Here is a 23,228-nt window from a genome sequence, read left to right as displayed (position 1 = left end):
CCTCCCCCACCCCCCCCCCGCCCAAGGGGGGCGGATTGGGGGGGGTTTGGGCCCGAAAAACCCCCCCACAATGGCCCCCTACTTGGGTTAGTACTTGATGGGTTCCATGCGTCCGGAGCGCAGGGAGAGCACGGCGGCTTCGGCGATGGCCTGGGCTTTCAAACCGTCCTCCAGCGCGGGAATGGACCCCGGGCTGCCTTCCAGCGAGGACACGAATGCTGCCAGTGCCGCCGCGTACGTTGGCTGCACACGTTCGAACCATCCCGGGTGCAGCCCGTCCTCCACCACAGCACCACCCGAGTACCGGGATACGGCGCCGTTCCGGTGGCGTCGGGCTTCCACCATTCCCTCAGAGCCCATGACCTCGATCCGCTCGTCGTACCCGTAGCCGGTGCGGCGCACGGAATCGATCTGGACCAACGCCCCTCCGGGGAGCCGCAACGTGACCGCGGAAGTGTCGACGTCGTCGTACTGCGTGATGGCCGGTTCCGCCAAAGCCGAACCCGTGGCGAAAACCTCCACCGGATCCAGGCCGGACAACCAACGCGCGAGGTCGAAGAAGTGGACGGTCTGGTCGCGCAGCTGGCCGCCGGAGGTGGCCACGTAGGACAACGGCGGCATGGACGGGCCACGCGAGGTGAGCTGGATAAGCTCAACGGTTCCGATCCCGCCGGAGTCCACCACGCGCTTGAGTTCGGCGTAGTCCCGGTCGAAGCGGCGGTTGAAGTCCACCATCACCGGGATGCCGCTCTCCTGCGCGAAAGCGGCGGTCTCGCGGGCCCGGTCCAGGTCCAGGTCAATGGGCTTCTCGCACAAAGCGGCGATTCCGACGGCGGCGGCGCGGCGCAGGTGTTCGGCGTGCGTATCGGTGGACGATGCGATGAAGACGGCGTCAATCGCCTCAGGGTCAAAGACTTCCTCGAGCGATGTGGCTGCCGAGGCGCCATGCGCGACGGCGAGCGACTCCGCGCGCTGCCGGTCGACGTCGTACACCAAACGGAAGTCAACGCCGGGGTGGGCGGCAAGGTTGGCGGCGTGGACGGAACCAATGAAGCCGGCTCCCACAAGGGCGAAACGTTGCATGTCAGGCTACTGCTTTCTTCAGGGCGGATTGCTCCGGGGCAGATTGCTCCGGGGCGGATTGCTCCAGGGCGAATGCGGGGACTTTCCACGCGGAATCATCGTGGTGCGAGGCAGCGACGGCCTCGACGAACTGCACACCGATCAGGCCGTCGATCCCGGTGGGGAAGGTCAGTTCACGCCCGGGCAGGGCCGTAGAGTCGCGGCGGGCACGCAGCACTTCGGCGAGGTCGGAGTAGAAATTCGCGAAGGCTTCAAGGAAGCCCTCCGGGTGGCCGAGGCCCACGCGGGTGAGCCGGGACGCGTCGTCGTGCAGTGTGCTGAGGCCGTGCGTGAGGATGGTGGTGGCACCGGCGAGGTCCTGGACCTTGAGGTGGTGCGGATCCTCGTGCTGCCATTCGAGGCTGCCCTTCTCGCCGTAGACGCGGATGCGGAGGCCGTGGTTGTGCCCGGTCGCCGCCATGCTGGCCCAGACGCGGGCGGGGACGTTGCCGGTGAGTTCGAGTTCAACGGTGGCGTTGTCGAAGACGCGACGGTTGGGCACGAAGGTCTGCAGCCGGCCGGACAGGCGCTCGGCTTCGAGGCCCGTGATGTAGCGGAGCAGGTGGAAGGCATGGGTGCCAAGGTCCCCGACGACGCTCGGGAAACCGGCGACGTCCGGATCCGTGCGCCACTTGGCCTGCTTGTGGTCCAGCTCTTCGAGGGCTGTCGCCGCCCAGCCGGAGGCATGCTCGACGTCGACAAACCGGATCGAGCCCAGCTCCCCGTTGCGGACCATGCGGGCAGCCTGGCGGACCATCGCGTAAGCCGAGTAGCAGTGCGGAACGGCCAGGATGGCGTTGTTTTCCCCGGCGATGCGCACGAGTTCGGCGGCGGTGGCGGAGTCCTGGGTGAGCGGCTTTTCGCACACCACGGAGATGCCCTTTTCCAGGAAAGTCCGGGCGATCGTGAAGTGGCTGTCATTGGGCGTGGCCACTACCACCAGGTCAAGACCATCTTCACGGGCGGCCTCGGAACCGGCCATGTCGCGGATGTCAGCGTAGTTCCGGTCTTCCGGAATGCCCAGCCCGGCGGCAATCTCCCGGGAGCTACCAGGGTCCCGGCCAAAAATACCGGCCCGGAGATCGTAGTGGCCGTCCAGGCGCATGGCGTAACGATGCGTCTTGCCGATGTCCGCGCCGGGCCCTCCTCCTACCATTCCGGCCACCAGCTGCCGCGTGTTCGGTGCACTCATGAGAGATCCTCTTTGACTCTTTGGAATTTACTTGGACCGGTCCATAATGGCTGTGACGGACCTCCAGCGTCAAGCCCCTAAGCTTGGTTGCGGAGCGCTGGACGAGAGGAGACACTGCATGCCGGCCGCGAAACCCACCATCCGCGATGTCGCGAGCGCCGCAGGCGTCTCCAAATCCCTGGTGTCCCTGGTCCTCCAGGGATCCGCCAACGTCAGCGAGGGCCGCCGTCGTGCTGTCCTGGAAGCCATGGACCAGCTCGGATACAGGCCCAACCGCCTGGCCCAGCGGTTGTCCGGGCCCCGCAGCGGGACCATCGGCGTGATGCTCAACGACATCCGCAACCCCTGGTTTGTGGAACTCCTCGAGGGTCTCACCGCATCGCTGCACGCGGCCGGGATTTCGCCCGTCCTGGCCGACTCGTACACGGACAACCGGGTGGGCCGCAGCTCTGTGGAGACCCTCCTTGAACAACGGATCGATGGCCTGGTGGTGGTGGGAACCACTACGGAGTCGGCGGCCATCGAAAAGGCGGCGCAAAGCATCCCGGTGGTCCTGGCCGGGACCCGCGAACCGATGCTGGACGGCGTCGACATTGTGGTCAATGATGACGACGCCGGCGCGCGGCAAGCGACCGAACACCTCCTCGCGCTGGGGCACCGGCACATCGCGCACCTCCAAGGGCCGGGCGAAGTGGGCAGGCTGCGCCGGTTGTCCTTTGAGCGGACCATGGTGGATGCCGGATGCAAGCCGGTGGTGCTGACCGGCGGAGTCACCGAGGAAAGTGCCTACGCCGCCGCAAGCCGCTTGCTGGCGGGAACGGAACGTCCCACCGCCATCTTCGCCTACAACGACATCGCCTGCATCGGCGCCCTCTCCGCCGCCGACGATCTTGGCCTCTCCGTTCCCGAAGACCTTTCCCTGGTGGGCTACGACAACACTTACCTGGCCAAGATCCGGCACCTCTCCCTGACCTCGGTGGACAACGGAAACCTCGCCGTGGGCGTCGAAGCAGGAAAGTTCATCCTGGAACGCCTCGGCACGCCGGACCTGCCGGCGCGACTGCACCAGGTTCCGTCGCAGTTGCAGGTGCGGGGCTCATCCGGCGATGCACCGGCCTAACGCGAGCGCCTGAGCAGCAACACCCCCGCGTTCGCTGCCACAATCAGCCCAATGCCCACCCACTGGACGGGCGCCAGCTCCTGGCGCAGCGCGAGCGCTCCGATGATTGCCGCGAACACGGGGTTGATGCTCATCAGGATGCCGAACAGGCTGGCGGGTACCCTGCGCAGCGCGACCAGGTCCGCCACGTACGGCAGCACGGAAGCCAGGATCCCGGCGGCCACCGCACACAGAACCGTAAATCCATCCACGGGCTGGCTCAGGAAAATCACGACGGCGACAGGCAGGAAGAGCGTCGCGGATACTCCCGTGGCGGCAGCTGTGCCTTGGATGCCTAGGGTTCTTTGGCCCACCACGCGGTTGAGGAGGATGTAGGCCGCCCAACTGCACGCAGCCACCAGTCCGAAGCCGATGCCCACGAAGTCCGTGGATGCTTCCGGATTGGTGATGGCCACGACACCCGCCGCAGCAGCCACCGCACAGAGGGCGCTGGTCTTGTGCCGCGAACTGGCCAATGCCACTGCGAGCGGCCCCAGGAATTCCAGCGTGACGGCCAGGCCCAGGCCGATCCGCTGGACTGACGCGTACAGCCCGAGGTTCATGGTGCCGAAGGAAACAGCCAGCAGGAGGACCGGCCACCATTGCCGCCAGGCCAGATCCCGCAGGCGTGGCCGGACCAAGGGCAAGAGCACGGCCGCAGCCACGAGTTGGCGGACAGCCACCACCCCCACCGGCCCGATGACCGGAAACGCCAGCGAAGCCGTCGCGGCTCCGAGCTGGTTGGAGAGGGCACTGGCCACCAGCGTGGCTGCTCCGCCGGCCTTGCCCGCAGCTGCTGATGGAGTCGTTTCGGTCATGGGGAGAGTCTGCGCGCGGAAGGCCCATCCGCTAAATGCATAAGCCACCCTATTTATACGCTGCATGCATGAATAGGATGGGCCGCATGGATGTGGAACTGCGGCAACTGCGGTGCCTGCTGGCGGTGGTGGATGAAGGCACGTTCACCGACGCTGCGATTGAACTGAGGATGTCCCAGGCAGCAGTCTCCCGGAACATCGCAGCACTTGAGCTGGCACTGGGGACACAGCTGGTGCGACGGACCACCAGGAGTGCGGGCCTCACGGCAGCCGGCGAGCGGGCCACAGCGACCGCGCGCCGGATCCTCGGCCTGTTGGCGGACCTTGAACGGGACGCCCGCGCCGGCACCGGGAAGATCCGGATCGGCTACGCCTGGTCGGCCCTGGGCGAGCACACCACGGAGTTCCAGAGACTGTGGAAGGGGCGCTTTCCGGACACCGAACTGCAGCTGGTCCGGTCCAACACACCCAGCGGCGGGCTGACCGACGGAACCACCGACATGGCGATCCTTCGGCGCCTGCCACCAGGCGCCGCCGTCGAGCATGTCCTGATAGGTGAGGAGAAGCGCTACTGCGCCATGTCGACCGACGATCCCCTTGCCTCCAAGCGGACAGTCACGTTGGCGCAGATCGCGACGCTGCCTGTGGCCATGGACCAACGCACCGGCAGCACCACACTCGAGTTATGGCCCCCGCAGGGTGGACCCCCCGAGGTGATCCCCATCAACGACACCGACGATTGGCTCACGGTGATCGGCAGCGGTGCGGCACGAGGCATCACCGCCGCCTCCACCGCGCATCAATATCGACGGCGGGGCGTCACCTACCGCCCTGTCCGCGACGCGCCGCCCGTTCCCGTGCATGCGGCCTGGACCGGACGAGACAAGCCCCGGGAGTTGGAGGCGATCATCGAACTGCTGAAGGGTTTGTACTCGCCAGCGGATAGATAAGCATGCTTACCATAGCCTCATGTCGCAGCGAACAGTTTCGGATCTCATGGTGGAACGCCTCACAGCGTGGGGTGTCAACAGGGTCTTCGGATACAGCGGAGACGGCATCAACGGGTTCATGGGGGCCTTGCGCCGTGCCGAGGGTGAAGTGGAGTTCGTCCAGGCCCGGCACGAGGAAGCCGCTGCCTTCATGGCCGTGGGACATGGCAAGTACACGGGCGGTGTGGGCGTCGTGACCTCAACGCAGGGTCCCGGCGCGGTCCACCTGCTCAACGGCCTCTACGACGCCAAAATGGACGGGGTGCCGGTGGTCGCCATCATCGGCCAGCAAAGCCGGACCGTACTGGGCTCTGCCTACATGCAGGAGATAGACCTCCTGACCCTTTTCAAGGACGTTGCCGCGCAGTTCGGCCAGTTGGCCAGCTCCCCCGAGCAAGTGCCCATGCTGATGGACCGGGCTTTCCGCACCGCCCTGGAAACCCGGACACCGTGCGTAGTGATTGTCCCGCACGACGTACAAACCGCCGGCGCACCCGGGCTCGAGCCGGAACACGGCATCGTGGTCACGGCCCCGGTCTGGCATCCGGCCCGCGTGATGCCCCGGGACCAGGAGCTCGACGCCGCAGCCGGGATCCTGTCCCACGGAGAGCGGATTGCCCTGCTGGTCGGCCAGGGTGCCCGCAACGCACGGAAGGAAGTGGTGGATCTTGCGGAGAAGCTCAATGCCGGCATCACCACCAGCCTCCTCGGCAAACCGTATGTGGATGAAACCCTTCCCTTCGCCGCCGGCACCATGGGCCACCTCGGCACCACCGCCAGCGCCTACCTGATGGAAAACTGCGACACCCTGCTGATCGTCGGCTCCAACGACCCCTGGACCGAGTTTTATCCCAAGCCCGGCCAGGCCAGGGCGGTGCAGATCGACATTGACGGCCGCAAGATCGCCAACCGGTACCCGGTGGAGACCGGCTTGGTGGGTGATGCCGCCGAGACGCTGCGGCAGTTGTCGGTCCGGCTCGAAGCCCTGCAACAGGACAAAGAGAGCCAACGCGCCCAGTGGCGTGCCGACGTCGGGCATCAGGTCCGCGCCTGGCGGACCCTGTCGGAAGAACGCGCCGGGATCGCCGCCAGCCCGGTCAACCCGGAACTGGTGGTTCGCGAACTTAACGGCCGGCTTCCGGACAACGCCCAGGTGGCGGTCGACGTCGGAAGTTGCGTTTACTGGTACGCGCGGCAGTTGACCCTCCCCGAGGGAGTTCCGGCGCACCTGAGCGGAACGCTCGCCAGCATGGGCTGCGCCGTCCCCTACGGACTGGCCGCCAAACTCGCCCACCCGGACCGGCCGCTGGTGGCTCTTGCCGGCGATGGCGGCATGCAGATGCTGGGCGTCGCCGAACTGATCACCGTGGCCCACCGCTGGCGCGAATGGGCCGATCCGCGGTTCGTGGTGTGCGTCTTCCACAACCGCGACCTCGCCGAAGTCTCGTGGGAGCAGCGCGAAACCGAAGCCGAACCGCGCTTTCCTGCCAGCCAGGTAATCCCCGGCTTCGACTACGCCGGCTATGCGGAACTGCTGGGCCTGAAGGGCCTTCGCGTGGATGACCCAACGAAGCTCGGCGCGGCCTGGGAGGAGGCCCTTGCTGCCGACCGGCCCGCCGTACTGGAAGTACTGACCGACCCCAACGTTCCCCTCCTTCCGCCCTTCCCTGCAGGAGCGCAGAAGCTGGACGACATGCGTTCGGCGCTCGCGGAGGAAGGGGCGGACGGCACCCACGCCCGGAAGCTCCTGGATCTGTACGCGGAGGGCGAGGAACGGCTGCGGAGCCACAGCTGACCGAGGTTGACCGTGGCGGTCAGCCGCCCACGTGGTGCACGGTGAAGGCCGTGAGGAATCCGACGGCGGCTGTCAGGCCGGTGAGGTTGTGGTGCTCTTCAAAGGCCTCGGGAATCATGGTGTCGGCGAGCATCGCGAGGATCCCGCCGGCGGCAATCGCCGTGATGAACGCGATCAGGGCATCGGGAGCGCTTTCCAGGGCTGTGTAGCCAACCAGTGAGGCAAGCCCGCTGAACACCGCGATTCCGCCCCAGGTACCGAAGACGTAGGCAGGGCTTCGCCCCGCCTTCTTCATCCCTGCTGTACTGGACAGGCCTTCCGGGACGTTGGAGATGAAGACTGCGGCCAGCATGGCGGGACTGACCGTACCGGATGCCAGCAACCCGACACCCAGCACCACGGACTCCGGGACGCCGTCGATCAACGCTCCAACGGCGATCGCCGTGCCGCTGCCCGGCGAATCCTTTTCCGACGGCTGGCGACCGCCCGAACGCTTCCGGTGCCTGGCCCCCGCCTTGGCCAGCAGCACGTTGGAGCCTACGAAAATCAGGGCGCCCACCAGGAAACCGGCCACGGTGGGCACCAGCCCACCGCCTTCCACTGCCTCGTCCACCAGTTCAAAGGCGAGCGCAGAGATCAGCACCCCTGCGCCAAAGGCCATGATGGTGGAGACGACTTTGCCCGGCACTTTCCAGATCCAGGCAACCGCGGCACCCAGGACCAACGCCCCGCCTGCCACCGTTCCCCACATCAGCGCCTGCAGCCACATCGGCATGGTTTCCAGCCTCCCGTTTCAGATCAACCAGAGTATGGTAAGCACACTTACAACCACTGGGCCGCGGGAACCACCGTTATTGGGCCGGCTGAGCCTGCGCCTTGATGCTCCAGGCAGACCAATCCAGGGGGTGCACTGACGGCCGACCCAGGAGGTAACCCTGCGCAGCCGTGATGTCCAAGGCTGTCACTTCGTCCAGTTCCTCCGGGGTTTCCACGCCCTCGGCCACCACGAAGGCCCCAAGTTCACGCGCAAGCTCCGCCACAGCGCGGGCACGGATCTTCTGGCCGTCGCTGGACCCGATGCCTTCGATCAGATGGCGGTCCAGCTTGATGATGTCCGGATTGAGCTCTTCAAGCCTGTCCATGGACACGTACCCGGCCCCGGAAGCGCTGACGGCGATCCGCAGACCCAGCCGCCGCAGGGGTCCCAGGCCGTCACTGGAATGGACTCCCGCTCCGGCCAGGCTGCCGTTCAATTCGATGATGATCCGGTCTGGTGCCAATGGCGACGCTGCCAGCAGGTTACGTACCCGGGGATCCCTGGAGGTTGCGGGGGTGAGGTTGAGCGCTACGGCAATGTCCTCGGGAACGTCCTTGGCGGCTGTCAGGGCACACAGCAGTGCGGCAATTTCGAGTTCGGTGCCGAGTCCCGCCTCCTCGGCCTCGCGGAACCAGACATCCGCTCCTGCACCATCCACACCCACGAACCTGGTCAGCGCTTCCACACCCACCACCTCGCCCCCGGGGAGGGCATGAACCGGCTGGAATGCCGTCAGGAGGAGCTTGTCCTTCAGGATGGCCTGGATGTCCCCGCGAACAGCATGGCTCACGGGAACAGCCACGGTTTGGGCGTTGTCGGAGGACTCCAGGTGGAGGTTAGCGGACGCCTGTTCCACCGGCACCTCGCGCTCAGCCTCGGCTACCTCGCGCGTTTCGATCAGATGCTCCAGGAGGGCGGCCTCGGGATTGCCCGGATGGGCTTCCACGAGACGGCGGAGTTTGTTCCGCGACTCTTCGCCACGGGGATCGGTGTCCGCAAGGATGGCACCAATAATGTCCACCACTTGCCCGCGCATGGTCAGTTCGTCAGAGCCCGCTTCTTGAGCCATTGATTATTCCTTTGTGTGTGTCCCCCGCTGGCAAGAGCCAGACCTGACCCGAGGCATGTGCGCCGGGTCACGAATCTCCTGTCCCGAATCTTACAGATGAATCGCCCCGGACCTGTATGGCCGGAAACACTGCACTACGGCGGCCCGCACTGACATGCTGGGAGGGTGACACCAACCGCAACGGGAACGCCGCGCACTGCACTGGGCTGGAAGCTGCTTCCGGCTTCCCTGCTGTCCCTGTCAGCGCCACCACTTTTCGCCTTCGGAAATGATGCCCTGGGCTACAGCCTGCTGGCCGCAAGCGTGGCAACGGCGGCCGTGGTGGACCGTACCCTCCTGCGTCATCTGGCGATCATTGCCGCCGGCCTGGTGATCATCAGCCTGGTGCCGTTGCACGCCGACTTGAGCATCAGCCACATGGCGCTCATGGGCACCGCCCTGACTTTTGCGGTACTGGTTCCGTGGGTCATATCGCGCTATGCCTACCGGGAGGACATCATCCGCTTCCCGGTCAATACCGGGCGCAAGTGGCCGCTGGCCGCCAAACTGTACCTGGTCGGAGTCATTGCGCTCGGATACTTCATCCTGCCCGCGTACCTGATCCGGACCGGCGTCTACCGGAACTGGCCCGACGCCTCGGACCCGGAGATCTTCTGGCGGCTGTTCCTTGGCGTGAATACCGTAGGCATCTGGGACGAGCTGTTCTTCATCTGCACCACGTTCACTCTGCTGCGCCGCCATTTTCCGGACTGGCTGGCCAACCTGCTCCAGGCCGTGGTCTTCTCGTCATTTCTGTGGGAGATCGGCTACCAGGCGTGGGGGCCGCTGCTGACCTTTCCCTTTGCGCTGCTGCAGGGCTACACCTTCAAGCTGACCAAGTCCTTCACGTATGTGGTGTCCGTCCACCTGTTGTTCGATTTCGTCCTTTTCCTGGCCCTCGTCCACGCCCACAACCGGGAGTGGCTGCCCATCTTCCTCTACTGATGCTCCCCTTGCGCCCAGGGGTCGTTTCCAACGCCGAGTTCGTCGGCCATGTCTTCCAGGAACCGGATTACCGTGGCGCGCTCGGACGGAGAGAGCCGGGCCGCCGCCAGGAAACGCCTGGCCTGCTTGAGGCCCACGGTCCGCATGGCGGCTTCATGAGTCTCGGGCGTGATGGAGATGGCAAGCGCACGCCGGTCGGAAGGATGCGCCTCGCGGACGATATGGCCTGCGCGTTCCAGGCGGTCCAGCAGCTTGGTGGTGGACGCTGTGGAAATGTGCAGGTGGGCGGCTATGGCGCCGGGAGTTGCGATGACTCCGCTGTTGGCACTGACGATCAGGTAATGAAGCGCCCGCATGTCCGACTGGTTGAGCTTCATGTACTTCATGGAGGCTTCCGAAAGCCGCTGCTCGGCGTCGCGAAGCCGTCCCAAGGCAGCCATCACCTGGTTGATCTGCTGGATGTCGGCGTCCGTAAGGCGGGCACGGTCCACCAGTTCACGGCCGGGGTCGTTGGCGTCCAGGTGATAGATCGCAGAAGAAACGGTGGCGTCAGTTTCTTCCGGGTTGGACATGAAAGTATGTTACACCGATCTTCCTACATGGTAGTCTTCTTTCTAGCTTGTCTAGCAATATTGGTGTTGGAAGAAGGGCGCGGCAGGATGAATACAAAAGAAATGGTGGTTCTCCTCGATGACGCCGGGGCTCCGATCGGCCAAGCTCCCAAGGCGGGCGTCCACACGTACCAGACTCCCCTCCACCTCGCTTTTTCCTGCTACCTCTTCAACGGCGCCGGCGAGATCCTGCTGACCCGCCGCTCGCCGGAGAAGAAAACATGGCCAGGTGTCTGGACCAACAGTTTCTGCGGCCACCCCGCTCCCGGGGAAGCTTTCGAAGACGCCATTCTTCGGCGGGCGCACTTCGAACTCGGTGTCGAAGCCAAGAAGGTGGAGGTGGCTCTGCCGGACTTCAGGTACCGGGCGGTCGACCCCTCCGGAATCGTTGAAAACGAGGTCTGCCCGGTGTACGTCGCGCGCATGAGCGGACCGGTCAACCCCAACCCGCTGGAAGTCGCAGACCACGTGTGGGTCAGCCCAAGCCTCCTGGCCGAGTCCCTCGAGCGGACCCCCTCCCTCTTCAGCCCGTGGATGGTCCTCCAGTACCCGCAATTGCTGGAGGTAAAGGAAATCAAGGAACTCCAGGGACTGTCGATTGGAGCCGGGGCATGACCGTCACCTCCAGCGCCGTCAGGGGCCGGACACGGCTGTGCGATGCGATCGAGCATGAACTCAACGGCATGATTTCCGCGCGGACCCGCGCCGCTGCGGACTATGGCACCGAATTCACCAGGCTCTGGACCCTGGCCGGCCGGAACGTCCTCGGCGGGAAATTCGTACGCCCGCTCCTGCTCATGGAGACCTACGATGCCTTGCAGCCAGCGGACCTGCACCCCGGCGGCAGGCGCCAAACCGCCATCAGTATCGCGGCCGCCGTCGAACTTCTCCACTACGCTTTCCTCCTCCATGACGACGTGATCGACGGCGACCTGGTCCGGCGCGGCAAGCCCAACCTCATCGGTTCGCTCCTGGCCGAGGTTGATCATCTGCCGGGTGCGGATCAACTCGCCGGCCCGGACCACCCCGGCAGTGCCCACCTCCCCGCCCGCTCCATCACCAAGCACGGCCACGCGGCCCTGCACTGGGCCCAGACCGGCGGGATCCTCATGGGGGACTTGCTCCTGGCTGGCACACACCAGGCGTTCGCCCGGGCGGACCTGCCGCACCCCGTCCGAGTGCGCCTCCTGGACTTGCTGGAACACACCATCCACGAAACAGTTGCCGGCGAGCAGTTGGACGTCGGACTGGGCGACGGCGTGGTTTCCCCGGACCTGGAAACCATCCTGAGAATGTGCGGCTACAAAACCGCCACCTACACATTCGAACTCCCCCTGCGCGCCGCTGCCGCCCTGGCCGGGGCGGAGCAGCCGGTGGAAACTGCGCTGGCAACCGCGGGCCGGCATCTGGGACTGGCGTTCCAGCTCCAGGACGATCTCCTCTCCACCTTCGGGGATCCCAGCCGCCACGGGAAGGACCCCTTCTCCGACCTGCGCGAAGGCAAGCAGACCGCCATCATCGCCTACGCCAGGATGACCAGCGTCTGGGCGGGCATCGAGCCATGGTTCGGGCGGGCCGAGCTGGCTCTGGAGGACGGCGAGCATGTCCGCCGCCAGCTTTCGGACTGCGGCGCAGAAGCGTTCGTGCAGGGCCTCATTGACCAACAGATGCAGGCGTTCCATGACCTGCTGAACAGCGCAACCACCGTGATCCCGCAGAACGCACGCAACGTCCTGGCCGATTTGGCCGGCCACCTGGAAGGACGGCAGTCTTGAGCACCATGGTTGACACCTCGTTCTCCCATTTCACCCGCACGGCCGAACGTGCCGCCAACCAGGTCATCGCGGCCTACTCCACGTCATTCGGGCTGGCATGCCGGCTCCTGGGGCCCCGGCACCGCCAGCACGTCCGCAACATCTACGCCCTGGTCCGGGTGGCCGACGAACTGGTGGATGGTGTCACGGCAGAGGCCGGCCTGAGCCACGAGCAGCAGAGCGAAGCGCTGGACCATTTCATTGACGAAACCCACCGCGCCCTGGCCATCGGCTACAGCAGCGACCTCATCATCCACGCCTTCGCCCAGACAGCCCGGGCAGCCGGAATCGACCAGTCACTGACCACGCCGTTCTTCGACTCCATGCGTACGGACCTTGGCGGGCGGACCGCGTCCACCGGAGCGCCGCTCCGATTCGACGCCGCAGCCCACCAGGGCTACGTGTACGGCTCCGCGGAGGTCGTGGGGCTGATGTGCCTGCGGGTGTTCATCCGCGGGCAAAACATCGACGACGGCGATGCCGCGGCCCTGCAGTACGGCGCCAGCCGGTTGGGGGCTGCTTTCCAGAACATCAACTTCCTCCGCGACCTCTCCGACGACACTGTCCGCCTGGGCCGCAACTACCTCGGCACCGCCGACCACCTTGAGGACGAGGACCGGATGGAGTGGGTCACAACCATCCGTTCCCAACTGGCCGATGCCAGGGCTGTCATCCCGCTCCTGCCCCACGACGCCCGGGCGGCCGTCCGCAGCGCCTTGGAACTGTTCGCGGCACTGACCCGGCGCATCGAGCACAGCAGCGTCGATGAGCTTTACCAGGCCCGCGTCCGCGTGCCGGACGTGTTCAAGGCCGGGCTCGCCGCCCGGGCCGTGGCTGCCACGTGGCTGGAGCCCCGGGGATGACCCGGGCAGCGCGGGCGACCCGGACAGTAGTGATCGGCGGTGGCATCGCTGGGCTTGCCACCGCCGCACTTCTTGCGCGCGAAGGCCATGAAGTCCAGCTCCTGGAACGCCTGGACCAGGTGGGCGGCCGGGCGGGCTCGCTGCACCGGCAGGGCTTCCGCTTCGACACGGGACCGTCCTGGTACCTGATGCCCAACGTCTTTGACCACTTCTTTCAACTGTTGGGCACCAGCGCTGAAGAGCAACTTGACCTACGGACCTTGAGCCCGGCCTACCGCGTCTTCAGCGAACCAGGGAACGACGGCGGCAGGAAGGAACCGCTGACCATCCCCTTGGGCACCGATCACGTCATGCGGATGTTCGAGCAGGTGGAGCCCGGGAGTTCCGGGCGCCTTGCCCACTACCTTGCCTCCGCCCGGAATACCTCGGACATGGCGGAACGATTCTTCCTCTACAACCCCTTCACCCGGCTCCAGTCGCTGCTTCACCCCGAAATCCTTAGGGGACTCCCGGAGCTTGCCCGTCTACTGGCCACTCCCCTGGAACGGTTCGTGGCCCAACGGTTCGAACATCCCGTGCTGCGCCAGGTTCTGGGCTACCCCGCAGTGTTCCTGGGCACCAATCCCGCCGATGCCCCGGCCATGTACCACTTAATGAGCGCCATGGACCTGGGCGACGGCGTGCAGTACCCCATGGGCGGGTTCCGGCACCTGGTGGAGCGGCTGGAAGCCCTGGCCCTTGACGCCGGCGTCCGTATACACACCCGGGCCGAGGCATTCCACATCGAAACCCGCGAAGTACCCCGGCCAGGCGGCAAGGGACATTTGGGCGGCCTGGGCCGCCGTCGTATTCTCCCCCGGCGGGACCGCGAGGTCACCGGCGTCAAATGGCGCGACGGGTACGGTGCAGAACACTTCAGTGTGGCTGACCTGGTGGTCTCCGGCGCCGACCTCCACCACACTGAAACCGCGCTCCTGGGCAAAACCGACCGCAGCTACCCGCAGCCCTGGTGGCAACGGCGCACCAGCGGGCCCGGCGCCGTGCTGGTCATGCTGGGTGTGCGGGGAACGCTGCCGCAGCTTCCCCACCACTCGCTGTTTTTCACCAGCGACTGGGACGCCAACTTCGCCGCGATCTTCGGTGACCGGCCAGCCATCCCCGATCCCGCCTCGATCTACGTCTGCAAACCCAGCGCCACCGACCCGGGAGTCGCACCGCAGGACCACGAGAACCTCTTCGTCCTGGTACCCATCCCGGCCGACCCCGCCCTCGGTTCCGGAGGGCCGGAGGGCAGCGGCGACCCCCTGATCGAACAGGCCGCCGACGCCGCCATCGACCAGATAGCGGCGTGGGCGGACATCCCCGATCTCCGCGAGCGCATCGTAGTACGGCACACCACAGGTCCCGGTGACTTCCTCCGCGACTACAATTCCTGGCGCGGCGGCATGCTGGGTCCGGCGCACACCCTGGGCCAAAGCGCGATGTTCCGGGCGCAGAATGCCTCCCGGAAAGTCCGGGGCCTCTACTACGCCGGGGCCACCACGGCACCGGGTGTGGGCGTACCCATGTGCCTCATCAGCGCCGAGCTGGTGTTGAAGAGGATCCGTGGGGACCACAGCGCCGGCCCCACCCAAGCCAGGCGGACTGTACCCTTGCCACGGAAAGTTGGCTGATGGGCTTCGTCTACCTCGCTTCCCTGCTGGCCGGAATCGGCTGCATGCTGCTGCTGGACCACCGTTTCAGGTTGTTCTTCTGGCGTGACGCGCGCGCGGCATCCATCGTGACCGCCGTGGGCGTCCTTTTCCTGCTGGCCTGGGACCTTGCCGGGATCGGGCTGGGCATCTTCCTCCGCGGTGAAGGGGCGATTGCCACCGGGGTGCTCCTGGCCCCGGAGCTTCCCCTGGAGGAGCCCGTCTTCCTCACCTTCCTGGTCCTGTGCACCATGATTCTTTATACCGGCGCCGCACGGCTCCTCGCGGCCAGGCAGGCCAGGCCGGCCAGGAGCCGTGAGCAGGAACGGGAGAACGCATGACGTACCTGTGGCTTGCGCTCGCCTTCATCGCCGCGGCAGCGACGGCGGGCGTACTGTTGACGCGCAACGCCACTGGTGGACGCCTTGCCACCGATGGACAGCGCGGCGGGCAGCATGCAGGGAACGCGGGACGGCATTGGAAGGCGGTCGGCCTGGCCCTCGCAGCCCTGGTGGTCCTGACGGCGGTGTTCGACAGCATCATGATCGGGATGGAACTCTTCCACTACGACCCCGGCCACATCCTGGGGTTAAGGATCGGGCTGGCTCCGGTGGAGGATTTCGCCTATCCGTTGGCGGCGGCCCTGGCCCTCCCCGGGCTCTGGATCTGGCTGACCCGCAAACGCCAGGGAACGTCCACGGTTGAAGACGGTTCCGGCAGCCCGCGCAAAGGCCTCATTTCCCAGGCCTTCCTGGCCTCCCGTCCGGTCAGCTGGATCAACACGGCGTATCCCTTCGCGGCCGCCATGCTCCTGACCACCCGGGAGATTGACTGGGTGCTGGTAACAGGAACCCTCTACTTCCTGGTTCCCTACAACCTGGCCATGTACGGGATCAACGACGTCTTCGATTACGCCTCCGACCTCAAGAACCCCCGCAAGGGCGGCATTGAGGGGGCGCTCCTTGAGCCCCGGCTGCACCGGCCCATGCTGTGGCTCGCCGCCGTGACCAACCTTCCGTTCCTTCTGGTGCTGGGATTCGCGGGCGGACCCGCAACCTGGCTGGCCCTGGCCGTCAGCGCCTTCGCGGTGGTGGCCTATTCTGCCGCCGGGCTGCGCTTCAAGGAACGTCCCGTGCTGGATTCCATGACTTCCAGCACCCACTTCGTCAGTCCCGCGGTGGTGGGCCTGACCTTGGCGGGAGCCACCATGACGCCGGGTCTGGTGGTCCTGCTGGCCGCATTCTTCATGTGGGGCATGGCAGCGCACGCCTTCGGTGCGGTCCAGGACATCGAACCCGACCGGCATGCGGACATTGCCTCTATAGCAACAGTCTTCGGGGCCCGCCGCACGGTGCGGACCGCCGTCGTACTGTGGCTCCTTGCCGGACTGGCGATGCTGGCTACACCGTGGCCCGGGCCGCTGGCGGCCGTCATCGCCCTGCCGTACATCCTCAACTGTGCGCCATGGTGGAACGTCACGGACTCGACGGCGGCACGCACCAATGTGGCGTGGCGCCGGTTCATCTGGCTCAATTACGGTTCAGGTTTCCTGGTCACGCTGATCCTCATCCTGCAATGGAATAGGGTCCCGTGACCGGCGCGCCTAATGCCCGGGGTGCCCTTCGCCGGGTTCATCGACCGTGTCCAGGGCTTGGCTCATCCGTTGCAGGAAGTCCACCACAACCTTCGAGTCCTCCGGGGTCAACGAGCTTGCGACGTCCAGCATGCGGCGGTGCATGGCGCCAAGCGTATGGCGCACTTCTTCATCCGAGGCGGGTGTCGGCCGCACGATCAGGGCCCGCCGGTCGGTGGGATGCGGTTCCCTCCGAAGATGGCCGGACGCCACCAGCCGATCGATCAAGGTGGTCATGGAGGCCGAGGTTATGCCCAGCCGCTCGCCCAGGTCCTTGGGCTTCATCACCCGGCCATCGGCTTCGGCTTCAAAGAGGTACCGCAGGGCCAGCAGGTCCTTTTCGCCCATCAGCATGGAAGAGCGGGTGCGGCGGCGCATGGCCTGCTCCGAGGTCCGGTAATCCCGGAGCGCATTCAGGACACCAACGGCAATCTCCTTTTGGCCCGGGTCCTTCCCGTACCAGTAGCCCTTCGCGTGCGCGTCCGCGTTCATGCATGATCCTTCAAAGAAGCTTAAAGCTCGTTTACCTAGCAATTGATAGTAAGTCACCAATCGTGGCAAACGCATAGACCGCAGGCAATCCCACCAGGAAAGAGGCACGGCTCATGGCAATCACAATGTCGGACACCGCCCGGCAGATCACGGTAACAGTGAGCCTGGCGGTGTGCATCGTGGGCTCCATGATCGGGGTCGGGGTTTTTGGCGGGACGCCCATAGCTCAAGCCGCAGGCGGTGCCCTGGCCGCGGATTCAACGCTCCTGGCCCCGGCCACGCCCGCATTCTCCATCTGGTCCGTGGTGTACACGGGCCTTGCCGCGTACACCGTGTGGCAGTGGCTTCCTTCGCAGCGGACCAACCCACGGCAGCGGAAACTTGGCTGGCTGGTGGCCTTGTCCATGATCCTCAACGCCGCCTGGATCCTCTCCGTCCAGGCGGGATGGCTGGCCGCCAGCGTGCTGGTGATCGTTGGATTGTTGGCAGTCCTGGCGGGGTGCTTCCTCCGCTACAGCCGGAGCCGCCCGTCGTCCCCGGTGGAAGCCGTGGTGGTGGATGGCACCCTGGGGCTCTACCTGGGCTGGACCAGCGTGGCCGTGTGCGCCAACATTGCCGCCGCCCTGAAGGCCGCGGGTTTCTCCGGTTTCGGGTGGCGGCCGGAAGTATGGTCCATTGCCGTGCTGGTGGTGGTCGCCGCCGTCGGAATTGCCTTGGCAGTCAAGGGCCAAGGGCGGCTGGCCCTGGCTGCAGCCATCGCCTGGGGCCTGCTCTGGATCACCGTGGGGCGCAGCGCAGACGCGCCTGAATCGTTCCCTACCGCGATAGCCTCGGCCGCGGCGGCCGCCGTGGTTCTCGGTGCCGCCATCCTGGTCCGTACCCGCGTGGCCCTGGCCACCGCCCCGGTCCGCAACCGGAGGGCCTGACGCCCTAGGGTTTGGGTTCCTTCCGGTCCACGGGCCCGCTGACCACTACCTGGGCGGGGCTGTGCAGGAGGTATCCGTTGAGCCAGGAGAACAACGCCCTGACTTTCTGCTGGGTCCCGGAGAGAAGCGCCAGGTGGACCAGCAGCCAGGACACAAAGGCGAACGGCCCCTGCAGCTGGATGCGCTGCCGACCGATTTCCGCCACGGCTGCACCGCGCCCCACCATGGCCATGTACCCCTTGTCCACGTAGTCAAAGGGCCTGCGGGTGCCTCCGGTGAGGTCGGCCAGGATGTTGCCGGCCGCCCATTTGCCGGCTTGCTGGGCCACTGACCCCAGCTGCGGCAATTTGGTTCCCTTGGAATCGGTAATGTTGGCGGCGTCGCCCAGGACGTAGACTCCGGAGGCGTTGGGGGCGGTCAGGTCGGGCAGCACGTCCACGCGTCCCCCGCGCCCCAGCGGCAGCCCGGAGTTGGCTACCACCGCGCCGGCCTTCAGTCCGCCTGCCCACACCACGATCTGTGCCGGGATGCGGCTGCCGTCGGCCAGCGTCACGCCGTCCGGACGGACATCGGTGACTCCTACGCCCATGTGGAGCTGCACCCCTACTTTCGTGAGGTGCGCGGTGGCGTATTTCTGCGACTTTTCAGAAAACGCGGCCAAGACGGTGGGAACCATGTCCACCAGGTGCACCCGGCACCGCGAAGCAAGGTCCTTGGAGAAGTACTTGCCCACCACGTACTTGACGTTTTCGGCCATCGCCCCGGCAGTTTCCACGCCGGTGGGGCCTCCGCCCACCACCACCACGTCAACGTCGGCCTCGGGATTCTTGTCCGCCTCATCAAGCAGCCGGGTCAGGCCTGTTCCAAGTTTAGTGGCATCAGTGACCGAGTACAGCGGATAGGCGTGTTCCTCCGCGCCGGGGGTGTTGAAGAAGTTGGGTACGGCGCCCAAGGCGAGGACCAGGCTCTCTCCCCGGAAAGTGTCGCCATCGCTGGTCGTGACCGATTTCGCGGCGACGTCCACCGCTTCCACCTGCGCGGTGACCACCCTGACTGTCTTAAGGCGCCGAAAAACGGAGCGCAGTGGCCGGGCAATGGCGGACACCCCGATTTGGGACGTGGCCACCTGGTAGAGCAGGGGCTGGAACTGGTGGTAATTGTTGGAGTCGATGAGCAGGACGCGCACGCCCTGACGGCCCAGCTTCTTGGCCGCTGCAACGCCGGCGAACCCGGCCCCGGCAATGATGACCTGATAGGTGTCGTCCATGCGAGCAACTTACTGCACGGGCGCTCCGTGTAACAGGCCCCCCGGCTTTCCCGCCCACAGGAAACAACCGAACGCCCACTCCCACTTATTACGCTTTGAACTGGGAAAACGTTGGAGATGCACCCCGCGTAATGATTGACATGACGTAACTCACATTCTGTAAGCTAATTTCAAAGTCACGCAGCCGGCTTCCTTCGCTCTACTTCCCGGGAGGTCCGCATTGGCCCCCAATTCCCTCAAATCGACGTACTCCCACACAGTGGCACCCTTCGCTGCACCTGTTGCTCGACGTGGAGCAACCAGGCCGCACGATCTGCCCACCAAGCCCGATGCCCTGCTGGGGGCCATAGCAGTCAGGCAACTCTTCCGGCGATGGCCGCTGGTTCCCACCCGGGAGTTGGAACGGATCCGCCACGTCCTGGTCCATTGCGACCAACTTGGCTCGCCGGAAACACATCATCTGTCAGAACCCGCCCAGGCCCTCCTGGACCTGATCACAGGCGAACTCGAGCGACGCCGGGAGGCAGCCAAGGCCGCCCACCCCGCGAGCGGACCAGCACGGAAACCGGCAAAGACGCCGGCAAACCCGGCAGCCCAGGCTGCTGCCGGCGAAAGGAGCCCACACCATGGCAGGCCACTTTGAACTCGTCGACGCCGCAGGCGGGGATTGCCGCGTACGCCTGGTAGACGCCGACGGCCAGGAGTTGGCGCTGTCCATGTGCTTCCAGGACAAGGCAGAGGCCGCCAAGGGCATCTTCTCGCTGCGGGAAATCGCAGCGAGCGGCCTTATCGAGGACCACACCTCACCGCACTAAGGAAGGTGTGGCCGGGTGCAACAGAGGCTGTTTCACCCGGCCATGGCCTTAGGCGGGCTTGCCAACGATCGGAAGTCCCGCCGTCGGGAAGGTACTGGGAAACACCGACGGCGGCGGGACCGGCACGGCGTCCAGCGGCACCGTCACGGTGTCCGTGCCGACCGTGACGCGCTCGCCGCGGACGTCCACGGCCAGCGGCTCCAGGCTGTAGCCCCCCGCGGGTTCAAGCGCCAGTGCGATGGAACCCTGGGACAGCTCGACGGAGAGCAGCCTGCCCTGGACCTTGAGGCGGAACGACAACCCGTCCCATTCGGACGGCAGGCGGGGGTCGAAGCGGAGCACCTCGCCCTGGTCCCGCATGCCCGCGAATCCGCACACCAGCGAACTCCAGATGCCGCCGGTGGAGGCGATGTGCACGCCGTCGATCGTGTTGCCGTGGGAATTGTCCAGGTCGATGAACAGCGCCTCGGTGAAGTGCTTCAGCGCGACATCGCCATACCCGACTTCGGCGGCCATGATGCCCTGCACGCAGGCCGACAGCGTGGAGTCGCCGGTGGTGATGGGATCGTAGAAGTCGAACGCGCGCTGCTTTTCCTCCGCCGTGAAGTCCTGCCACTGCAGGAACATGGCCAGCACCGTGTCGGCCTGCTTCAACACCTGGTGCCGGTAGATGACCAGCGGGTGAAAGTTCAGCAGCAGCGGGTACTTTGAACGGGGCGTGTTCCAGTCCCACGGCTCCAGCGTCATGAAGTCGTTGTCCTGGCTGAAGACCTGCAGGTGCGGATCATAGGGCAGCGACATGCGCTCGGCAGCCTGCCGCCACACCATCCGTTCGGTTTCGGCGATGCCGTGGTGGTCGAGTTCCGCAGCGGCACGGAGGTTAAACCGTGCCATGACGTTGGTGTAAAGGTTGTCGTTGACCACGGCGGTGTACTCATCCGGTCCGGTGACACCGTGGATGTGGAACATGCCGTCCTTGCCGAAGAACCCCAGGGATGCCCACATCCGGGCCGTCTCGATCAGGAGCTCAGCCCCCACCTCCGCGGTGAACCCGGCGTCGCCGCTGGCCCACCGGTAGCGGTTGGCGGCAAAGGCAATGGCTGCGGCGATGTGGAACTGCGCCGTGCCTGCTGCGTAGTACGCACTGGCCTCCAGGCCGTTGATGGTCCGCCACGGGAACAGGGCGCCGTCAACGCTGAGCTCCTTGGCGCGCACCCTGGCATCGGGAAGCATCGCATGCCGGGACTCGAGGACTTTCCGGGCGCCCTCGGGGTTGGTGTACGTCAGGTAGGGCAGGAGGTAGACCTCCTGGTCCCAGAAGTAGTGGCCTTCGTAGCCCGAACCGCTCACGCCCTTGGCCGGGATCCCGGCAACTCCGGCACGGGCCGTTGCCTGCGCCAGCTGGAAGAGGCCCCACCGCACGGCCTGCTGGAGTTCTGGCTGACCACCGATCGCCACGTCCGCGGTGGTCCAGTACTGGTTGTAGTGAGCTTGGCTCTGGGCGACGATCTCGCTCAACTGCACGAGCCGGGACTCGGCCTCCAGGGCCAGGCTTTCGCCGCGGTCATCGGCGTCGTCCGCACCGGCTACCACGTAACTTGCCGTCTTCTCCAAACGGAACGGCTCGGCGTCGCTGATGGCCAGGACGTACCGGACCGAGGACTCGTCCTCGGCAACCACCGTTTCGAACGGCTGGCCCTCCACGGAAATCCAGTGGTCCACGGCTACGGCAATCCGCTGGCGGGACTCGGCGGTTTCCCATGCCAGGCGCAGCGACCCGTCCGCGCCCTGCAGGTGCAAAGGCAGGAGCACACGGCCGGCGTGGCGGCCAGAGCGGCGCGGGTCATGGACCGAGTGGTCCTCCACCGGCTGGTCCTGGCGGTTGACCACGGCCGAGGTAATGTCCGCAGAGACATCCCGGTCCGCGCTCACCGTCAGTTCCAGGCCAAGGCACCCGCGTGAATCGAACCCGACTGCCCGGCGCTCCACCGTGGTCACGGTGGCGCCGGAGCGGCAGGCCCACGTGGTGCTTTCCTCATAGATTCCCGTGGAAAAGTCCACGCTGCGGTAGTAGTCGAGCACCGTGGACTCGGCCAGGCTCAGGGCCTCGCCGTCGATCGACACGGTGAAGTTGTTGGCGTCCGGAACATACACGATCCGCTGGCCCGTCCGCGCAAAACCGTAGGCGTTCTCAGCGTGCTTGATATCCCAAATCTCGTGGAACCCGTTGATGAACGTCCCCGGAAGTCCGCCGTCGCCGCGGGTCGAATGTGCGCCGCGGATTCCCAGGTGGCCGTTGCCGAGGGTGAACAGCGTCTCCAGCGTCCCCTCGTCACCGGGGACGTGGATGTTCTCCACAAGCTTCCACGGTTCACACGGGAAGCGCAGCCGATCGGAGCTGATGAGTGCCATGGGCTCTTGGTGTCCTTCGAAAAAGTAGTATCAGAGAAGGTCGCTGAGGTCGTCCACCACCAGCGTGGCTCCGGCATCGAGCAGGGTTTGGCGGCCCGCTCCCCGGTCCACGCCGATCACGGCCCGGAAGTTGCCTGCACTGCCGGCCTGGACACCGGACACGGCGTCCTCCACCACAATGCACTCCTCCGTGGGAACACCCAGCAGCGACGCGGCATACGTGAACGTTGCCGGGTCCGGCTTTCCGGGAAGCCCGACGGCGGCAGCCACCTGGCCATCCACCACCACCTCGAAGTGGTGGTCGAGTCCGGCGGCCTTCAGCACAGCGGGAGCGTTCCGGGATGACGACACGACCGCGACCTTCAGTCCCGCCTCCACCGCTGCATTGATGAACTTGACCGAGCCTGGGTACGGGTCCACGCCACGGGTGTCCACGATCGCATTGAAGATCGCATTCTTGCGGTTGCCGAGGCCCTGCACTGTTTGGCTGGTGGGGGCGTCGTCCAGGGGGCCTTCCGGCAGGGTGATGCCGCGGGAGGCCAGGAAGTCCCGGACCCCGTCAAAACGCGGCTTGCCGTCGATGTGGTCGAAATAATCGCTTTCGCGGTAGCCCGCGGGGTGGCCTGCTTCGGCGAGGTAGCCGTCGAAAAGTTCCTGCCACGCCTGTTCATGCACCACGGCGGTGGGCGTCAGCACGCCGTCGAGGTCGAACAGGAGCGCAGCAGCGCCGGTCCAGGCAGTATGGAGGTCAGTCATATG

General features: G+C 65.9%; 23 protein-coding genes. 13 read left to right on the top strand and 10 right to left on the bottom strand.

Annotated features, from left to right (window positions below):
• Nucleotides 1-87: 87 nt before the first annotated feature.
• Nucleotides 88-1,083 (bottom strand): Gfo/Idh/MocA family protein, encoded by a 996-nt coding sequence (locus tag ACSVIE_RS16700; protein ID WP_442424570.1) that lies wholly within the window; start codon nucleotides 1,081-1,083, stop codon nucleotides 88-90.
• A gap of 1 nt (nucleotide 1,084) precedes the next feature.
• A complete protein-coding gene (locus tag ACSVIE_RS16695; RefSeq protein ID WP_442424569.1) occupies nucleotides 1,085-2,314 on the bottom strand; it encodes a Gfo/Idh/MocA family protein in 1,230 nt (409 codons plus the stop codon).
• A gap of 118 nt (nucleotides 2,315-2,432) precedes the next feature.
• Between ACSVIE_RS16695 and ACSVIE_RS16690 the strand changes: the two genes are divergently transcribed.
• Nucleotides 2,433-3,434, top strand: a complete 1,002-nt coding sequence (locus ACSVIE_RS16690) for a LacI family DNA-binding transcriptional regulator (RefSeq protein ID WP_442424568.1) — start codon at nucleotides 2,433-2,435, stop codon at nucleotides 3,432-3,434.
• Here the strand turns inward: ACSVIE_RS16690 and ACSVIE_RS16685 are convergent.
• Nucleotides 3,431-4,291 carry an EamA family transporter gene (locus ACSVIE_RS16685; RefSeq protein ID WP_442424567.1) on the bottom strand — a complete coding sequence of 287 codons (861 nt, stop codon included), beginning with the start codon at nucleotides 4,289-4,291 and terminating at the stop codon, nucleotides 3,431-3,433. The genes ACSVIE_RS16690 and ACSVIE_RS16685 overlap by 4 nt on opposite strands.
• Nucleotides 4,292-4,359: 68 nt before the next feature.
• Here ACSVIE_RS16685 and ACSVIE_RS16680 point away from each other — a divergent pair, with 68 nt between their 5' ends.
• The gene (locus tag ACSVIE_RS16680) at nucleotides 4,360-5,241 is read left to right on the top strand and encodes a LysR family transcriptional regulator (RefSeq protein WP_426005508.1); all 882 of its coding nucleotides are present in this window, start codon (nucleotides 4,360-4,362) and stop codon (nucleotides 5,239-5,241) included.
• A gap of 19 nt (nucleotides 5,242-5,260) precedes the next feature.
• Nucleotides 5,261-7,075 (top strand): thiamine pyrophosphate-requiring protein, encoded by a 1,815-nt coding sequence (locus ACSVIE_RS16675; RefSeq protein WP_442424566.1) that lies wholly within the window; start codon nucleotides 5,261-5,263, stop codon nucleotides 7,073-7,075.
• Nucleotides 7,076-7,094: 19 nt separating this feature from the next.
• Here the strand turns inward: ACSVIE_RS16675 and ACSVIE_RS16670 are convergent, their stop codons facing one another.
• Nucleotides 7,095-7,850 (bottom strand): ZIP family metal transporter, encoded by a 756-nt coding sequence (locus ACSVIE_RS16670; protein WP_426005506.1) that lies wholly within the window; start codon nucleotides 7,848-7,850, stop codon nucleotides 7,095-7,097.
• 76 nt (nucleotides 7,851-7,926) lie between these two features.
• Nucleotides 7,927-8,961 (bottom strand): EAL domain-containing protein, encoded by a 1,035-nt coding sequence (locus ACSVIE_RS16665; RefSeq protein ID WP_442424565.1) that lies wholly within the window; start codon nucleotides 8,959-8,961, stop codon nucleotides 7,927-7,929.
• A 165-nt stretch (nucleotides 8,962-9,126) separates the two neighbouring features.
• Between ACSVIE_RS16665 and ACSVIE_RS16660 the strand changes: the two genes are divergently transcribed.
• Nucleotides 9,127-9,945: a CPBP family intramembrane glutamic endopeptidase gene (locus ACSVIE_RS16660; protein WP_442424564.1), complete on the top strand. Its 819-nt coding sequence runs from the start codon at nucleotides 9,127-9,129 to the stop codon at nucleotides 9,943-9,945.
• On the opposite strand, the gene ACSVIE_RS16655 is transcribed toward ACSVIE_RS16660, so the two are convergent.
• A complete protein-coding gene (locus tag ACSVIE_RS16655; RefSeq protein WP_442424563.1) occupies nucleotides 9,939-10,517 on the bottom strand; it encodes a MarR family winged helix-turn-helix transcriptional regulator in 579 nt (192 codons plus the stop codon). The genes ACSVIE_RS16660 and ACSVIE_RS16655 overlap by 7 nt on opposite strands.
• Before the next feature lie 87 nt (nucleotides 10,518-10,604).
• On the opposite strand from ACSVIE_RS16655, the gene idi reads away from it, so the two are divergent.
• Genes idi through ACSVIE_RS16625 form a run of 6 tightly spaced genes read left to right on the top strand, consistent with a single transcriptional unit; the run spans nucleotide 10,605 to nucleotide 16,518 of the window.
• Entirely contained in the window at nucleotides 10,605-11,171 is a 567-nt protein-coding gene (gene idi / locus ACSVIE_RS16650; protein WP_442424562.1) for an isopentenyl-diphosphate Delta-isomerase, read from the top strand.
• Nucleotides 11,168-12,331, top strand: a complete 1,164-nt coding sequence (locus ACSVIE_RS16645; protein WP_426005501.1) for a polyprenyl synthetase family protein — start codon at nucleotides 11,168-11,170, stop codon at nucleotides 12,329-12,331. The genes idi and ACSVIE_RS16645 overlap by 4 nt, the downstream gene beginning before the upstream one ends.
• Nucleotides 12,328-13,233 (top strand): phytoene/squalene synthase family protein, encoded by a 906-nt coding sequence (locus ACSVIE_RS16640; protein WP_442424561.1) that lies wholly within the window; start codon nucleotides 12,328-12,330, stop codon nucleotides 13,231-13,233. The genes ACSVIE_RS16645 and ACSVIE_RS16640 overlap by 4 nt, the downstream gene beginning before the upstream one ends.
• Nucleotides 13,230-14,906: a phytoene desaturase family protein gene (crtI, locus tag ACSVIE_RS16635; protein ID WP_442424560.1), complete on the top strand. Its 1,677-nt coding sequence runs from the start codon at nucleotides 13,230-13,232 to the stop codon at nucleotides 14,904-14,906. The genes ACSVIE_RS16640 and crtI overlap by 4 nt, the downstream gene beginning before the upstream one ends.
• Complete coding sequence (locus ACSVIE_RS16630) at nucleotides 14,906-15,265, top strand: lycopene cyclase domain-containing protein (RefSeq protein ID WP_426005498.1); 360 nt, start codon at nucleotides 14,906-14,908, stop codon at nucleotides 15,263-15,265. Before crtI ends, ACSVIE_RS16630 begins: the two co-directional genes overlap by 1 nt.
• On the top strand, nucleotides 15,262-16,518 hold the full coding sequence (locus tag ACSVIE_RS16625; RefSeq protein ID WP_442424559.1) for a prenyltransferase: 1,257 nt from the start codon (nucleotides 15,262-15,264) through the stop codon (nucleotides 16,516-16,518). The genes ACSVIE_RS16630 and ACSVIE_RS16625 overlap by 4 nt, the downstream gene beginning before the upstream one ends.
• 9 nt (nucleotides 16,519-16,527) lie before the next feature.
• On the opposite strand, the gene ACSVIE_RS16620 is transcribed toward ACSVIE_RS16625, so the two are convergent.
• Nucleotides 16,528-17,049, bottom strand: a complete 522-nt coding sequence (locus tag ACSVIE_RS16620; protein WP_426005496.1) for a MarR family winged helix-turn-helix transcriptional regulator — start codon at nucleotides 17,047-17,049, stop codon at nucleotides 16,528-16,530.
• Between the two features lie 113 nt (nucleotides 17,050-17,162).
• Here ACSVIE_RS16620 and ACSVIE_RS16615 point away from each other — a divergent pair, with 113 nt between their 5' ends.
• Entirely contained in the window at nucleotides 17,163-17,975 is an 813-nt protein-coding gene (locus ACSVIE_RS16615) for a TspO/MBR family protein (RefSeq protein WP_442424558.1), read from the top strand.
• Between the two features lie 4 nt (nucleotides 17,976-17,979).
• Here ACSVIE_RS16615 and ACSVIE_RS16610 read toward each other — a convergent pair whose 3' ends face one another.
• The gene (locus ACSVIE_RS16610; protein WP_442424557.1) at nucleotides 17,980-19,242 is read right to left on the bottom strand and encodes an NAD(P)/FAD-dependent oxidoreductase; all 1,263 of its coding nucleotides are present in this window, start codon (nucleotides 19,240-19,242) and stop codon (nucleotides 17,980-17,982) included.
• 220 nt (nucleotides 19,243-19,462) lie between these two features.
• Here ACSVIE_RS16610 and ACSVIE_RS16605 point away from each other — a divergent pair, with 220 nt between their 5' ends.
• Both ACSVIE_RS16605 and ACSVIE_RS16600 read left to right on the top strand, forming a co-directional pair.
• Entirely contained in the window at nucleotides 19,463-19,885 is a 423-nt protein-coding gene (locus ACSVIE_RS16605) for a hypothetical protein (RefSeq protein WP_442424556.1), read from the top strand.
• Nucleotides 19,869-20,057, top strand: coding sequence for a YegP family protein (locus tag ACSVIE_RS16600; protein WP_426005491.1), 189 nt, complete (start codon nucleotides 19,869-19,871; stop codon nucleotides 20,055-20,057). The genes ACSVIE_RS16605 and ACSVIE_RS16600 overlap by 17 nt, the downstream gene beginning before the upstream one ends.
• A gap of 48 nt (nucleotides 20,058-20,105) precedes the next feature.
• Here ACSVIE_RS16600 and ACSVIE_RS16595 read toward each other — a convergent pair whose 3' ends face one another.
• A complete protein-coding gene (locus tag ACSVIE_RS16595; protein WP_442424555.1) occupies nucleotides 20,106-22,469 on the bottom strand; it encodes a glycoside hydrolase family 65 protein in 2,364 nt (787 codons plus the stop codon).
• A gap of 30 nt (nucleotides 22,470-22,499) precedes the next feature.
• On the bottom strand, nucleotides 22,500-23,225 hold the full coding sequence (locus ACSVIE_RS16590) for an HAD family hydrolase (RefSeq protein ID WP_442424554.1): 726 nt from the start codon (nucleotides 23,223-23,225) through the stop codon (nucleotides 22,500-22,502).
• Nucleotides 23,226-23,228: the final 3 nt, after the last annotated feature.

Source organism: Paenarthrobacter sp. NCHU4564, assembly GCF_052156435.1.
GTDB lineage: Bacteria > Actinomycetota > Actinomycetes > Actinomycetales > Micrococcaceae > Arthrobacter.
The sequence above is the reverse complement of the archived record's forward strand: the minus strand, read 5'-3'. Positions and strand labels throughout refer to the sequence as shown.

What these genes read in the sequence shown, in the direction of transcription:
- ACSVIE_RS16700 (WP_442424570.1), bottom strand. Translation starts at nt 1,083, where the DNA reads ATGCAACGTTTCGCCCTTGTGGGAGCCGGCTTCATTGGTTCCGTCCAC.
- ACSVIE_RS16695 (WP_442424569.1), bottom strand. Translation starts at nt 2,314, where the DNA reads ATGAGTGCACCGAACACGCGGCAGCTGGTGGCCGGAATGGTAGGAGGA.
- ACSVIE_RS16690 (WP_442424568.1), top strand. Translation starts at nt 2,433, where the DNA reads ATGCCGGCCGCGAAACCCACCATCCGCGATGTCGCGAGCGCCGCAGGC.
- ACSVIE_RS16685 (WP_442424567.1), bottom strand. Translation starts at nt 4,291, where the DNA reads ATGACCGAAACGACTCCATCAGCAGCTGCGGGCAAGGCCGGCGGAGCA.
- ACSVIE_RS16680 (WP_426005508.1), top strand. Translation starts at nt 4,360, where the DNA reads ATGAATAGGATGGGCCGCATGGATGTGGAACTGCGGCAACTGCGGTGC.
- ACSVIE_RS16675 (WP_442424566.1), top strand. Translation starts at nt 5,261, where the DNA reads ATGTCGCAGCGAACAGTTTCGGATCTCATGGTGGAACGCCTCACAGCG.
- ACSVIE_RS16670 (WP_426005506.1), bottom strand. Translation starts at nt 7,850, where the DNA reads ATGCCGATGTGGCTGCAGGCGCTGATGTGGGGAACGGTGGCAGGCGGG.
- ACSVIE_RS16665 (WP_442424565.1), bottom strand. Translation starts at nt 8,961, where the DNA reads ATGGCTCAAGAAGCGGGCTCTGACGAACTGACCATGCGCGGGCAAGTG.
- ACSVIE_RS16655 (WP_442424563.1), bottom strand. Translation starts at nt 10,517, where the DNA reads ATGTCCAACCCGGAAGAAACTGACGCCACCGTTTCTTCTGCGATCTAT.
- idi (WP_442424562.1), top strand. Translation starts at nt 10,605, where the DNA reads ATGAATACAAAAGAAATGGTGGTTCTCCTCGATGACGCCGGGGCTCCG.
- ACSVIE_RS16645 (WP_426005501.1), top strand. Translation starts at nt 11,168, where the DNA reads ATGACCGTCACCTCCAGCGCCGTCAGGGGCCGGACACGGCTGTGCGAT.
- crtI (WP_442424560.1), top strand. Translation starts at nt 13,230, where the DNA reads ATGACCCGGGCAGCGCGGGCGACCCGGACAGTAGTGATCGGCGGTGGC.
- ACSVIE_RS16630 (WP_426005498.1), top strand. Translation starts at nt 14,906, where the DNA reads ATGGGCTTCGTCTACCTCGCTTCCCTGCTGGCCGGAATCGGCTGCATG.
- ACSVIE_RS16625 (WP_442424559.1), top strand. Translation starts at nt 15,262, where the DNA reads ATGACGTACCTGTGGCTTGCGCTCGCCTTCATCGCCGCGGCAGCGACG.
- ACSVIE_RS16620 (WP_426005496.1), bottom strand. Translation starts at nt 17,049, where the DNA reads ATGAACGCGGACGCGCACGCGAAGGGCTACTGGTACGGGAAGGACCCG.
- ACSVIE_RS16615 (WP_442424558.1), top strand. Translation starts at nt 17,163, where the DNA reads ATGGCAATCACAATGTCGGACACCGCCCGGCAGATCACGGTAACAGTG.
- ACSVIE_RS16610 (WP_442424557.1), bottom strand. Translation starts at nt 19,242, where the DNA reads ATGGACGACACCTATCAGGTCATCATTGCCGGGGCCGGGTTCGCCGGC.
- ACSVIE_RS16600 (WP_426005491.1), top strand. Translation starts at nt 19,869, where the DNA reads ATGGCAGGCCACTTTGAACTCGTCGACGCCGCAGGCGGGGATTGCCGC.
- ACSVIE_RS16595 (WP_442424555.1), bottom strand. Translation starts at nt 22,469, where the DNA reads ATGGCACTCATCAGCTCCGATCGGCTGCGCTTCCCGTGTGAACCGTGG.
- ACSVIE_RS16590 (WP_442424554.1), bottom strand. Translation starts at nt 23,225, where the DNA reads ATGACTGACCTCCATACTGCCTGGACCGGCGCTGCTGCGCTCCTGTTC.